General features: G+C 67.1%; 11 protein-coding genes. 8 read left to right on the top strand and 3 right to left on the bottom strand.

The window, feature by feature from the left end:
* Positions 1-418 precede the first annotated feature (418 nt).
* From BM372_RS09355 to BM372_RS09375, 5 genes are all read left to right on the top strand, one after another.
* The gene (locus tag BM372_RS09355) at positions 419-1,237 is read left to right on the top strand and encodes a DeoR/GlpR family DNA-binding transcription regulator (protein WP_090954420.1); all 819 of its coding nucleotides are present in this window, start codon (positions 419-421) and stop codon (positions 1,235-1,237) included.
* On the top strand, positions 1,234-2,220 hold the full coding sequence (locus BM372_RS09360; protein WP_090954422.1) for a 1-phosphofructokinase family hexose kinase: 987 nt from the start codon (positions 1,234-1,236) through the stop codon (positions 2,218-2,220). Before BM372_RS09355 ends, BM372_RS09360 begins: the two co-directional genes overlap by 4 nt.
* A 2-nt stretch (positions 2,221-2,222) precedes the next feature.
* Complete coding sequence (locus BM372_RS09365; protein WP_090954424.1) at positions 2,223-4,310, top strand: PTS fructose transporter subunit IIABC; 2,088 nt, start codon at positions 2,223-2,225, stop codon at positions 4,308-4,310.
* A gap of 59 nt (positions 4,311-4,369) precedes the next feature.
* Complete coding sequence (locus BM372_RS09370) at positions 4,370-4,651, top strand: HPr family phosphocarrier protein (RefSeq protein ID WP_090578960.1); 282 nt, start codon at positions 4,370-4,372, stop codon at positions 4,649-4,651.
* 337 nt (positions 4,652-4,988) lie between these two features.
* The gene (locus BM372_RS09375; protein ID WP_090954426.1) at positions 4,989-5,276 is read left to right on the top strand and encodes a DUF7218 family protein; all 288 of its coding nucleotides are present in this window, start codon (positions 4,989-4,991) and stop codon (positions 5,274-5,276) included.
* Positions 5,277-5,335: 59 nt separating this feature from the next.
* On the opposite strand, the gene BM372_RS09380 is transcribed toward BM372_RS09375, so the two are convergent.
* Positions 5,336-6,451: a non-homologous end joining protein Ku gene (locus tag BM372_RS09380; protein ID WP_090954428.1), complete on the bottom strand. Its 1,116-nt coding sequence runs from the start codon at positions 6,449-6,451 to the stop codon at positions 5,336-5,338.
* A gap of 109 nt (positions 6,452-6,560) precedes the next feature.
* On the opposite strand from BM372_RS09380, the gene BM372_RS09385 reads away from it, so the two are divergent.
* Complete coding sequence (locus tag BM372_RS09385) at positions 6,561-9,131, top strand: ATP-dependent DNA ligase (protein WP_371261718.1); 2,571 nt, start codon at positions 6,561-6,563, stop codon at positions 9,129-9,131.
* Between the two features lie 8 nt (positions 9,132-9,139).
* On the opposite strand, the gene BM372_RS09390 is transcribed toward BM372_RS09385, so the two are convergent.
* Entirely contained in the window at positions 9,140-9,397 is a 258-nt protein-coding gene (locus BM372_RS09390) for a hypothetical protein (RefSeq protein ID WP_090954432.1), read from the bottom strand.
* Positions 9,398-9,804: 407 nt separating this feature from the next.
* Here BM372_RS09390 and BM372_RS09395 point away from each other — a divergent pair, with 407 nt between their 5' ends.
* Together BM372_RS09395 and BM372_RS09400 are read left to right on the top strand one after the other, a co-directional pair.
* Positions 9,805-11,406 (top strand): MFS transporter, encoded by a 1,602-nt coding sequence (locus BM372_RS09395; RefSeq protein ID WP_090954434.1) that lies wholly within the window; start codon positions 9,805-9,807, stop codon positions 11,404-11,406.
* A 175-nt stretch (positions 11,407-11,581) separates the two neighbouring features.
* Entirely contained in the window at positions 11,582-12,640 is a 1,059-nt protein-coding gene (locus tag BM372_RS09400) for an FUSC family protein (protein WP_090954436.1), read from the top strand.
* A gap of 9 nt (positions 12,641-12,649) precedes the next feature.
* Here the strand turns inward: BM372_RS09400 and BM372_RS09405 are convergent, their stop codons facing one another.
* Complete coding sequence (locus tag BM372_RS09405; protein ID WP_090954438.1) at positions 12,650-13,432, bottom strand: SDR family NAD(P)-dependent oxidoreductase; 783 nt, start codon at positions 13,430-13,432, stop codon at positions 12,650-12,652.
* Positions 13,433-13,448 lie beyond the last annotated feature (16 nt).

Below are 13,448 nucleotides of genomic sequence, written 5' to 3' on the forward strand. Positions count from 1 at the left end.
CATGTCCCCTTTTCGGTGGACAACCAGCGGCCAAGTTTCCCGCCGCCCAAGGACGCCACTCCAGGAATGGACATGTTCCTCGCAGCCTGTGCCAGAGAATGGGCATATCCGTCCCAGCGGACAACCAGCGGACATGCACCCAAACTGCCCGCTCCTTGCGGGAAAGACGGGACATGTCCCCTCTCGATCCGCCCTACGAAAGGGCATGCCCACGCAGCGAGCCGTCCAGTGGACATGTCCCCGGCCCCCCAAAGCCACCCTGTCTGCGTTCATGTGGTTTTTCCATTGACAAACCAACAAGAACAAAGATAAAGTCAAGCAATTCCATTTCATGTGATCGGAGTCACTGAAGCGGCAAGAGCAGATCCGCAGGGCAAAAACCAGAACCAGTACCGACGCAGTACGCAATGGAGGGTAAGTGTTCGCCGAAGAGCGCCAGCAGCTGATCGTGGGGCTCATCTACGCCAGCGGCCGGGCCAGTGTCACGGACCTGGCCGAGCGCTTCAGCATCACCACCGAAACTGTCCGCCGCGACCTCGCCACCCTGGAGGCCGCCGGCAGCGTCCGCCGCGTCCACGGCGGCGCGGTTTCCCCGGACCGCGTCAGCACCACGGAGGAAAGCGTCCTCGAGCGGACTGTCCAGCGGCAGCCCGAAAAGGTGCGCATCGCCGAGGCCGCCCTGGCCCTCATTCCCCAGGGCCTTGCCGGCAGCATCCTGATCGACGCCGGCTCCACCACCGAGGCCCTGGCCGAACTCCTCTCCGCCCGGGTCGCCGGTGCCGCCGGGACGGGCACGGTCCCGGCGGCGGGATCCGACGCCGAACTCGTGGTCATCACCCACTCCCTGCCGATCGCTTCCAGGCTGTCCGGCCAGTCCGGCATCGCCCTGCATGTGCTCGGCGGCAAAGTCCGCGGGCTGACCCAGGCCGCGGTCGGCCAGTCCACGGTGGAGGCCGCACGCCGGATCCGCCCGGACATCGCCTTTATCGGCACCAACGGCATCCATGCAGCCTTCGGGCTGAGCACACCCGATCCTGAAGAAGCCGCCGTCAAGGCGGCCTTCGTCCACTCAGCGCGCCGCATTGTGGTGCTGGCTGATTCCTCCAAGCTGGACGCGGAGACGCTGGTCCAGTTCGCCTCGTTGAAAGATCTGGACACTGTGATCACAGACATGCAACCCAGCCGGGAACTCGCCACCGCCCTTGCGGAAGCCGGAGTGGAGGTGCTGGTCGCGTGATTGTCACCCTCACCGCCAACCCCAGCCTGGACCGCACCGTGGCCCTGCCGGGCCCCCTCCTCCGCGGGGAAGTCCAGCGGGCCGTCTCCGTCCGCCAGGAATCCGGCGGCAAGGGCGTCAACGTCTCGCGCGCCCTCGTGGCCTCGGGGCTGAAGACGATCGCCGTCCTCCCCGGCGCCGAGGCCGATCCCGTCCTCGCCGGGCTGCGGGAGACCGACGTGCCCTTCGCGGCCCTCCCGATCGGCGAGCCGCTGCGCAGCAACGTGGCGCTCACCGAACCCGGCGGCGTCACCACCAAGGTCAACGAACCCGGACCGGTCCTCAGCGAGGACCAGCAGGAGGCACTGATCGGCCTGTTGCTGGACCAGGCCCGCGGCGCCGCCTGGGTTGTCCTGGCCGGCTCGCTCCCACCCGGAGTCCCAGCCGACTTCTACGCCACCGTCACCCGGCGGCTGCGTTCCCAGTTTGATGGCGAGGCCGCACCCAGGGTCGCCGTCGACTCATCCGGCGAACCTCTCGCCGCAGCGGTCTCCGGCGAAACCTCGGGAAAGCCGGACCTCTTGAAACCCAACGCCGAGGAACTGGTGGAACTGGCAGCCGCAACCGGGTTCGCCACGAACAAATCCGCCGAGGAGCTTGAAGCGGACCCGGAGGCTGCAGCAGCGGCCGCCGCCGCGGTCGTGCGCTCCGGGGTGGGTGCTGTATTGGCCACCTTGGGCTCCAAGGGTGCCGTTCTTGTGACGGCCGACGGCGCGTGGCTGGCCACGCATCCGCCGGTCACCGCGGTCAGCACTGTCGGCGCCGGCGATTCCTCGCTGGCCGGATACCTGCTCGCCTCCAGCCAGGGCGCCGCCCCGGTTGATTGCCTCCGTCAGGCGGTGGCCCATGGTGCCGCCGCCGCTTCCCTGCCTGGCTCCACGGTCCCGGCAGTCAACCAAACCACCCCTGATGCCGTTACCATCACGGCCCTCCGGAAGGATTGACAGTGACACAGCTCATCACCACCGAACTGGTCGAGCTCGACCAGAATCTGGGCAGCTCGCCCGAGCACGTGATCCGGCACCTGGCAGGCAGAGTTGCAGCCAACGGACGCGCCACCGAAGTCGAGGGCCTCTTCGCCGACGCCTTCGCCCGGGAATCCAAGACCGCCACGGGCGTCCCGGGCGGCATTGCGATCCCGCACTGCCGCTCGACGGCGGTCACCGAACCCACCCTGGCGATGGCGCGGCTGTCCCAGCCGGTCGACTTCGGCGCGAAGGACGGACCCGCGGACCTGATCTTCTTCATTGCCGCTCCTGAGGGCGCCGACCAGGACCACCTGAAGCTGCTCTCGAAGCTGGCGCGGTCCCTGATCAAGAAGGACTTCACGGGCAGCCTGCGCGCCGCGACCACCCAGGCGGAGATCGTCGAACTCGTCGAGGCCGCGCTGGCCGACAAGCCCACCCCTCACGCCGAAGCCGCACCCGGCGCCGGCGCAACCGCCGTCCCCGCGACTGCCGGGGCTGCCGCGGCCGCCGTCGCGGACACCGGAGACGGCGCCGCGAAGGCCAAGGGCCCCAAGCGCCTGGTCGCCGTCACTGCCTGCCCCACCGGCATCGCCCACACCTACATGGCCGCCGACTCGCTGGTCGCCGCGGCCAAGGAAGCCGGCGTGGACCTGCAGGTGGAAACCCAGGGTTCCTCGGGCGCCCAGGCCCTTGACTCCGCCGTGATTGCCGCAGCCGATGCCGTGATCTTCGCCGTGGACGTGGACGTGCGCGGCAAAGAGCGCTTCGCCGGCATGCCCGTGATCAACGCCCCGGTCAAGCGCGGCATCGACGAGCCGGACAAGATGGTCGCGGAAGCACTCGCCGCTGCTGATAACCCGCATGCCCGCCGCGTGCCGCACTTCGGCGCGGAGGAGCAGGCCGAACTCGAGGCCGAGGAAAAGGGCGAGCACATCGGCACCAAGCTGAAGAAGGCGCTGCTCACAGGTGTCAGCTACATGATCCCGTTCGTGGCGGGCGGCGGTCTGCTGATCGCCCTCGGCTTCCTGCTGGGCGGCTACGACATCACCGCCTTCGCGGACAAGATCCTGGCGGAGAACAGCCTCTTCAACTTGCCCACCGTGTACCCGGAACTGGCGTGGGGCCCGCTGGGCGCCTACCTGGGGGCCGTGCTCTTCAAGATCGGCGCCCTGTCCCTGGGCTTCCTCGTGCCCGCGCTGGCCGGTTATATTGCCTATGCCATCGCTGACCGGCCCGGCATCGCCCCGGGCTTCGTTTCCGGCGCCGTTGCCGTCTTCATGGGCGCAGGGTTCCTCGGCGGTATCGTGGGCGGCCTGATCGCCGGCTACGTCGCCCATTCGATCGGCAAGCTCCATGTGGCCCGCTGGCTGCGCGGCCTGATGCCGGTCGTCATCATCCCGCTAGTGGCGTCGCTCGTGGCGTCGGGTCTGTTGTTCGTGTTCCTGGGCGCCTACATCGCCCGGGTCACTGTCGGGCTCAACGAATTCCTGTCTGGCCTCACCGGCGCCAGCGCCGTCGCTCTGGGCGTTATCCTGGGCCTGATGATGTGCTTCGACCTCGGCGGCCCGGTCAACAAGGTTGCCTACTCCTTCGCCGTCGCCGGCCTGGGTGCAGCCTCCATCACCAACCAGGCTCCGTGGCAGATCATGGCAGCCGTCATGGCCGCAGGCATGGTTCCGCCGCTGGCCATGGCACTGGCTGCGACCGTGCTGAACAGGAAGCTCTTCAGCCTGGCCGAACAGGAAAACGGCAAGGCCGCCTGGCTGCTGGGAGCTTCCTTCATCACGGAAGGCGCCATCCCGTTTGCCGCCGCGGACCCGCTCCGCGTCATCCCCGCCAGCATGCTTGGCGGTGCCGTGACGGGTGCAATCTCGATGGCGGCAGGCGTAGGGTCGAAGGCCCCGCACGGCGGAATCTTCGTCTTCTTCGCGATCGATAACTTCCTGATGTTCGTCGTCGCCATCGCGGCCGGTACGGTCGTGAGCGCCTTTGCCGTGATCGGACTCAAGCGCTGGGCAGTCAAGAAGCCGGTTGATACGGTGGAGACCGTTCCCGTAGCCGCCTGAGTCCGCCCGGACGGATCTTTCAAAACACCTACTCACCAAGCTGACTTCAAGGAGCAGAAATGACCGAACGTAACGCCACCATTGCCAGCCGTGTTGGGCTCCACGCCCGTCCGGCCGCCATCTTCGCCGAGGCTGCGGGCGAGTTCGACAACCTCGACATCACCATCGCCCGCCTGGGTGAGCCCGAGGACGAGGCCATGGACGCCGCCAGCATCCTGTCCCTGATGAGCCTGGGCGCTTCTCACGGCGAGGTTGTAGTGTTGCGTGCCGAGGGCGAAGGCGCCGACGCCGCCCTGGACCGCCTCGTGCAGATCCTTGAGACGGACCACGACGCCGAATAGCAGCACCGCCAATCCCTGCGGCCCGGCAGCACCTCGTTGAGGTGCTGCCGGGCCGCCGTCGTTGGAGGGGGCACAGCCTCGAAAGGATTTCATAAGCGGGCTTAGTAGATGCTTGTTTTAGCGAATCCTCGCCGATAGTTTGGAAACGGTGGAGCTGTCCCCCGCGGGCAGCTACAGCAGGTGTTCGTCGCCCCCGAAATCAAGCCAAAGGAGACCAGCCCATGGCAAGTGTGCAGGAAAGCATCCACGTCGACGCCCCGGTGGCCACTGCAGTCAATGACGCCTTGCGCGAAGACGCGATCGGCCCGGCGGACGGCGAACGGAGGCCGCAGTAGCCATGCCTACAAAGAAGGGCGAGCCCCGCGGCTCCGAGAGCCCCGGCATCAAGGATCCCGAACTGTACGAGAAGCTGGTCGAGGACGGCGCCTCGAAACAAAAAGCTGCCCGGGTCTCCAACGCCGCCGCCAAGCGCGGCCGTTCGGCGGTCGGCCGCAAGGGCGGCCATGCGGGCGACTACGAGGACTGGACGGTCCCGGAGCTGAAGGCACGGGCCAAGGAAATCGGTCTCAAGGGTTATTCGGCGAAGAAGAAGAGCGAACTCATCTCCGCCCTGCGGAACTCCTGATCACCGTGGTCGACGGCGCTGGCCGGCGTCCTGCCTCATGCACCCTCCGGCGTCCTGCCTCATGCACCCTTCCGGGCCGGTTTCGCGGCAGGAGTCCTGGTAGCCGAGGATTTAGCCGCCGCGGTCTTGGCGGCAGGGGTCTTCGTGGCAGAGGTCTTGGCAGCAGCTGTCTTGGTGGCGGAGCTCTTCGTCGTGGAGCTCTTGGCAGCGGAGGTCTTCGCGGCGCTTGTCTTCGCACCGGACGTCTTAGCAGCGGCTGTGGACCTGGCGGCGCCGGATTTCGACGCAGCGGCCTTGGACGCCCCCGCCTTCGCGGGAGCTTTGGCCGGGGCCTTGTCAGTCGCCGGAGCGGCCTCCTCGTCCGGTTCCGCCTCGGGTTCGGCGTCTGCCCCGCCCCGCTTCTTCGCGATGCTGCGTTTGAGGGCCTCCATGAGGTCGATGACCTCGCCTTCGCCCGCCTCGGCCGGAACGCCGAAGGTCTCCTCGGTGTCCAGCGACTCGCCCTTCTCCAGCTTCGCGTCGATGAGCTGGCGCAGCTGCTCCTGGTACTCGTCCGTGAAGTGGTCCGGCTCAAAATCGGAAGCCATCGAATCGACCAGGGCCGCGGACATTTCCCGTTCCTGGGCGGAGATGCGGATCGAGGCTTCGAGGGCCGGGAAGCTGGCCTCACGCACCTCGTCGGCCCACAGCAGCGACTGCAGGACCAGGACCTCGTCGCGGATCCGCAATGCGCCGAGCCGGGTCTTGTCCCGCAGCGCGAACTGGACGATCGCCACCCGGTCCGTGTCTTCCAAAGCCCGGCGCAGCAGCACGTACGCCTTGGGCGACTTGGAGTCCGGTTCGAGGTAATAGCTCTTCTCGAACATCATCGGATCGAGCTGGTCGACCGGGACGAACTGCACCACTTCGATTTCGTGGCTGTTCTCCGCGGGAATGGACTTGAGCTCATCACGGGTCAGCACCACCGTGCGGCCGTCCTCCTCATACGCCTTGTCGATGTCCTCGTAGTCAACGATCTTGCTGCAGACCTCGCAGCGGCGCTGGTAACGGATCCGCCCGCCGTCGTCGTTGTGGACTTGGTGCAGGCTGATGTCGTGGTCCTCGGTCGCGCTGTAGACCTTGACCGGCACGTTGACCAGCCCGAACGCTATGGCACCTTTCCAGATGGCTCTCATGGATCAAGTGAACATCACAGTTGCACGGAGGTGAAGGGTTTTGCCCAAGGGTAAGGAGCGTGTCCGGGTGGACGGGCGCGAACTGGTGCTCACGAATCTGGAAAAAATCATGTATCCGGAGACGGGCACCACCAAGGCGGACGTCCTGGCGTACTACGCCGCGGTGGCGCCCGTGCTCATTCCGGCGGCCCGGAATCGGCCGGCCACCCGGAAGCGCTGGGTCCATGGCGTCGGGACCGCCGGCGCCCCCGGAGAAATGTTCTTCCAGAAAAACCTCGACCATTCGGCCCCGGGATGGGTGCCCCGCGCCGCTATTACGCACAAGGAGCGGACCATCCAGTACCCGCTGGTCAATGATTCGGCCACCCTCACGTGGCTCGCCCAGATCGCCTCGTTGGAGATTCACGTCCCGCAGTGGCGGGTGGACTCGCACGGGAATGCGCTGCCGCCGGACCGGCTGGTCCTGGACCTGGACCCCGGCGAGGGCGCAGGACTGGCGGAGTGCGTGGAAGTGGCCAAACTGGCCCGCACCATCCTGCAGGACGTGGGCCTGGACCCCGTTCCCGTGACGAGCGGCAGCAAGGGCATCCACCTCTACGCCGCCCTGGACGGGTCCCAGAGCTCGGACCAGATCTCCGATTTTGCCCACGAACTGGCGCGCGCCCTGGAAGCCGACCACCCGGATCTTGCCGTCAGCGACATGAAAAAGACGCTCCGCACCGGCAAGGTGCTCGTGGACTGGAGCCAGAACAACGCCGCCAAGACGACGATCGTGCCGTATTCGCTGCGCGGCCGCCACCACCCGACAGTGGCAGCGCCACGGACCTGGCGGGAGCTCGGATCCGCTTCCCTGCAGCACCTGGATTACCACGAAGTGATGAAACGGGTGGCAGCCGGCAAGGAACCGTTCGCGCCCATCTCCGGGGGCGCCAGTACCGGCGGACACGGTACCGGCGGACGCGCTTCGGACTACGGCCCCGACCACAGGGAAGACCTGGGTTCCGGCGGCCGGGCTGGTGGTTCCCGCGCTGAAGATTCCCCGAAGGAGGCTGGCGACGGCGGCGACGCCGATCCCCGCCTGGATCTGTACCGCACGAAAAGGGACAAAGCGGCCACGCCCGAGCCGTTCACGGCGGAACGCCATCTAGCCGGGAAGGACGGCGAGACGCTGCGGGAAACCTTTGTGATCCAGGAACATCACGCCAGCCGGCTGCACTATGATTTCCGGCTGGAGCGCGACGGCGTCCTGGTCTCCTGGGCGCTGCCCAAAGGCGTTCCTACGACGGGCACCAAAAACCACCTCGCGGTCCAGACTGAGGACCACCCGATGGACTACGCCGACTTCGAGGGCACCATTCCCAAGGGCCAGTACGGCGCCGGCACGGTCACGATCTGGGATCGGGGCCACTACGAATGCGAAAAATGGATCGCTGGCAAGGAAGTGATCGCCACCTTGACCGGCGAAGAGGGCGGCGGCCTCGGCGGCACGCGCAGGTTCGCCCTGATCCACACCGGACAAGGCAACGACCAGTGGCTCATCCACCTGATGGACCCGCAGGGCTCGAGGAAGGGGCACGCGGGGCCGGGCCGCGCCGTGGAAACCGCGGAAAGTGACACGGCGGACACAGACCGTGCGGACAGTGACACCGCCGAGCGCGACACTGCCGACGCAGATACCGACGCCGGCACTGCGAATCCGCCGCCCCCCGGGGACGTCTCCGAGTTCAGCCCCATGCTGGCCAGCTCAGGAACACTGGCGGACCTGCCGGACAAAGACTGGCAGTACGAGCTCAAATGGGACGGCGTAAGGGCACTGATCGTGGGCGACGCCACGAAAATCCGGTTGATCAGCCGCAACGGCAACGACATGTCCGCGAGCTACCCCGAGCTGACGGACCGTTCCTGCTGGCCCGAACAGGACTTCGTGGCTGACGGCGAGATCATCGCGGTCGGCCGCGGTGGCCGGTCCGATTTCGGGCTGCTGCAGGGCCGGATGAAACTCACCAAGGCCGCCGACGTCGCGAAGGTCCAGACGTCCATCCCGGTGAAGCTGATGCTCTTCGACCTGCTTTCCGACGCCGGCGAGGACCTGCGGGGCCTGCGCCTCAGCGAGCGCCGGAAACGTCTCGACGCCTTCTTCCGCCCCTCAGCCTGCCCGGTGGAACTGTCCTTCGTCATCGACGGCGATGCCGCCCACATCCTCGAAAGCGCCGCGGAGCTGGGGCTGGAAGGCATTATGGCCAAGCGCACGGACGGCCGGTACGTCGGGCAACGCAGCCGGTCCTGGCTCAAGCTCAAGGTGGAGCGGACCCAGGAGGTGGTGGTGGGCGGCTGGCGGCCCGGAAAAGGCGGCCGCCAAGACTCGGTGGGCTCGCTGCTGCTGGGCGTTCCGGACGGCGCGAAACTGCGGTACGTGGGCCGGGTGGGCAGCGGCTTCAGCACCCGTGAACTGAAGGAACTCAGGCAGCAGCTGGACGCACTGCCGAGGAAGACCTCACCGTTCCGGGACGTGCCGCACGCCGATGCGGCAGACGCCCACTGGGTGAGCGCCAAACTCGTCGGCGAGGTCACCTTCGGCGACTGGACCGGCAGCGGGAAACTGAGGCACCCCGTCTGGCGCGGCTGGCGCCTGGATAAGACGCCGTCCGACGTCGTGGTTGAACCTGCCGCCGGCTCCTAATCGCGGACCTAGTCGTGGTGGGGCATCTGCGGTCGGCTCTGCCGGTGCATGGCTCCCGTCGCCACCTGCTGGCCCTGCCGCCCGCGGGCGGTGTCGCGGTCCTTGGGATGACGGTGTTTCCCGCTGCCGTCGGGCCATTGTTGCCCTTGGGCCCCCGACGGGAGCGCGTGGCGCAAGGCCTCGGGTCCGGGAGCTTCAGCCATGGACTGCGCCAGATGGCCCGCGACCTCGGGCTGGATTTCTTCTCCGAACTGATGAACCGCCATTGATCTTCCTTTCCGCTGCAAACGACCGCCGTGGCTGAGCGCCACGAGGGGCGCTACGAATGAGTGCTGTGAAATGAAGTGTCCATCCATCCTAGGACTGCTGGGATGAGATGTCTGTAGGGGCGGCGGGCGAACCTTCCGAGGGCTGGATCCTCGGCAAAATGCGTGCTTTCGGGGGCTCGAGCAGAAAATTTTGGCCGCGACACGGCCGGCTGCTGCTGTTCCCAGTAACCATGCGGTCAGACAGGGCAAAAGAAATTGGCAGATCCACGCCAAATCGCACCTAAAATCGGGCATCCTACGGCACCTGAGTCGGAAACTCCAGAGAAATCCCGTAAAATTGAAGGCCTGCCCGGAGCGGGGCAGCTACAAGTCGCAAGCAAATGACCTCCACAGGAGTGGCCCAAATGCCCATTGACCGAAGCACGACCGACTCTTCAGCAGGCGTTTTGCACGCCAGCGGAACTAACCAAGGCGCACCCAAGGGCGCACGGAAACCGAAGCTACGCCGCCGTCGACTCCGTGAGTCCGATGTTAACGTTGTCGACCAGCCCATGCTTAAAAAAGCCCTCGGCGGCACCATTGTGGGCAACACCATGGAATGGTACGACGTCGGCGTGTTCGGCTATCTGATCACCACGATGGGGCCGGTGTTCCTGCCGGACGCGGACAAGTCCGTCCAGACCCTGTTCCTGCTGGGAACCTTCGCCGCCACCTTCATCGCCCGCCCCCTCGGCGGAGTCGTGTTCGGCTGGCTCGGCGACAAGGTGGGCCGGCAGAAGGTCCTCGCCGCAACACTGATGATCATGGCGGCCAGCACCTTCGCCGTCGGCCTGCTGCCCGGTTATGCCCAGATCGGCATCTGGGCCGCGGTGCTGCTGGTCCTCTTCAAAGTCATCCAGGGCTTCTCCACCGGCGGCGAATACGCCGGCGCCACCACCTTTGTCAGCGAATATGCCCCGGACAAGCGGCGCGGATTCTTCGCCAGCTTCCTGGACATGGGCAGCTACCTCGGCTTCGCCCTTGGCGCAGCCCTCGTGTCGGTGCTGCAGCTGACCCTCGGCCAGGACACCATGGAACAGTGGGGCTGGCGCCTCCCGTTCCTCATTGCCGGCCCGCTCGGCCTGATCGCCGTGTACTTCCGGAGCAAGATCGAGGAATCGCCGCAGTTCCAGGCCACTTTGGATGCCCAGGAGAACCTGGCCAAGGACGCCGCCGCCGCAGACACGGCAGCCTCCAAGGGCCCGGTGGGCATCGTGAAGGCCTACTGGCGCTCCATCATCGTCGCGATGATCCTGGTAGCGGCGGCAAACACGGCCGGCTACGCGCTGACCTCCTACATGCCGACGTACCTGACGGAATCCAAGGGCTTCGACGAACTGCACGGCACGTTGCTGACCATCCCCGTGCTGGTCATCATGAGCCTCTGCATCCCGCTGACCGGCAAGCTCTCTGACCGGATCGGCCGCCGCCCCGTGCTGTGGATCGGCGCCATCAGCACCGTCGTGCTGGCCACGCCGGCGTTCCTGCTGATCGGCATCGGCGAAATCTGGTCCACGCTGGCCGGCCTTTCCCTGATTGCCTTCCCGGTGACGTTCTACGTCGCCAACCTGGCATCAGCGCTGCCGGCACAGTTCCCGACGGCCAGCCGCTACGGCGCCATGGGCATCGCCTACAACTTCTCGGTGGCCATTTTCGGCGGCACCACGCCGTTCATCGTTGCCGCCCTCATCAATGCCACCGGCAACGACATGATGCCGGCCTACTACCTGATGGCCACCTCGGCGATCGGCGCGGTAGCGATCTACTTCCTCAAGGAATCCGCCCAGATGCCGCTGCCTGGCTCCATGCCGAGCGTGGACACCCAAGCAGAGGCCCGCGAGCTGGTCGCCACCCAGGATGAGAACCCGTTGATCGACCTCGAGCACATGGACATGCCGATGGTCGCGCAGACCGCAGACCCCGTCACAGGGCGCGGCGACGCCGCGAAAGTCTCCGTCGGGGCCTAAACGGGCCCCAGCCGGCAGCAGTAGCCAGACTTCGTAACACAGCCCCGCCCTTTGAAGCCTGGTCCGTATGCTTACCCCTCGGGGGGAAGCATACGGACCAGGCCTTAGGCGTGTCCGGACCACTGTCAGAAATCCCCGAAACCGGTAAGTTCCACAAGAACGGAGAGGCCGTGCCATGTCCCTGCTAGGCCACGTCCGTTCGCTGCACAGCCTGGCCCCGGCCAACAAGGACCACGTCTCGGCGTGGCGGGTGGCGATCAGCGTGGCCGTGCCGTGCCTGGCGCTGCTGTCCGCCGGGCATCCGGAACTGATCGGTTACGCAGTTTTCGGCGCACTGACAGGCATGTACGGGCGCACCGAGCCCCATCAGCTCAGGCTCCGCCACCAGGGCCAGGCCGCCGTCCTCCTGCTCACCGGCGTAGGCCTCGGCGTCTTCCTCTCCGCCCATCACGTCGATTCATGGGTGCTGGTGATCGTGGAAGCCATGTTCGCCGGCGCGGGGTCGCTGTTCGCGGACAGCACCACCCTGAAACCTGCCGGTCCGTTTTTCGGGATCCTCGCCCTCGGCGCGTGCGCGTCCGTCCCGGCCCCCGTGCCCTGGCCTGCCGCCGTCCTCATCGCCGCCGGGTCGGTCGCGTTCTCGATCATGGTCGGCTTTGGCGGCTGGTTCCGGGGCGGCACCTGGCGGCGCGGCTGGCGGCGGGAAGTCGCGGCGCTGCGCGGGGCACGTCGCCGGGCGGCACGCCTGCACGCCCTCCGCTACGTGGCCGCCGTCGGTGCTGCCGGGAGCATCGGGGTGCTCAGCGGCAGCGGCCACCCGCACTGGGCCATGGCCGCGGCGGCGGTGCCGCTCTCCGGGGCGGACCTGCCCAGCAGTGTCTATCGCGGCATCCACCGGATCGTCGGCACGCTCCTGGGACTCGTGGTGGTCGCAGCCATACTGTTGCCCTGGCCGGGGTCACCGCTGCCGGCCTTCCCCGGTCACGAGGCCGCCGTCCTGGCCTGCCTGGTGATCGTCCTGCAGTTCAGCACCGAGCTGTTCATGACCCGGCACTACGGCCTCGCCATGGTTTTCTTCACCCCGGTGATCCTGCTGATCGGGCAGCTGGCGGCGCCAACCGACCCCTACGTGCTGATAGCCGAACGGGCCGTCGAGACGCTGGTGGGCGCCGGCGTCGGGATCCTGGTGGTGGTGCTGGTCAGGCGAAGGCGCATGGTCCCCTCCCGGACGTAGGCTCCGCGCCTATTTTGCGCGCCGCGGCGGCCCGGCGACGAGCCGGGCAGGCAGCACCCGGGTCACCGCCGTCAGGACCTTGTAGCGCCGGCTGGGGATCGAGACGGCCTTGCCCTTGGCGTTGTCCGCCAGTCCCTCGCTGACCACCTGCCGGGCGTCCAGCCACATCCAGCGCGGCGCCACCGTCTTGTCCATACCCATCCGGTCGTGGAATTCGGTATGGGTGAACCCGGGACAGACCGCAGTAACCTGCACGCCGCGCGTCTTGTAGACCAAGTTGGCCGAGCGCGAGAAGCTCAGCAGCCACGCCTTCGCGGCCGAGTACGATCCGCGCGGCAGGAACGCCGCCACGCTGGCCACGTTGATGATCCTGCCGGACTGGCGCGCGAGCATGCCCTGCAGGGCGGCGTGGGTGAGCTCCATGGCGGTTTCCACGTGCAGTCTGAGGTGCTTTTTCTCGTCCGCTATGTCGTTGTCCTCGAAGGACTTCAGCAACCCGATCCCTGCGTTGTTGACCAGGATCTCCACCGGCCGCGCGGGATCAGTGAGGCGGGCAACGACGGCGGCAACCCCGGCGTCCTCGGTCAGGTCCGCGGCGATCGTCTCCGCTGCAGCACCATAGCGGTTCTCCAGTTCCGCCGCCATCGCCGCGAGGCGGCCGGCGTCGCGGGCCACAAGGACCACACGGTGGCCCTGCTCAGCCAACTGGCGGGCGAATTCGGCGCCGATGCCTGCCGTTGCGCCCGTGATCAGAGCGGCGGTACCTGGCGTCGAGGGTGCGTGTGCGTTCATACCGACAGCGTAGCCG

The sequence above is a fragment of the Arthrobacter sp. ov118 genome (assembly GCF_900116495.1).
Taxonomy (GTDB): domain Bacteria; phylum Actinomycetota; class Actinomycetes; order Actinomycetales; family Micrococcaceae; genus Arthrobacter.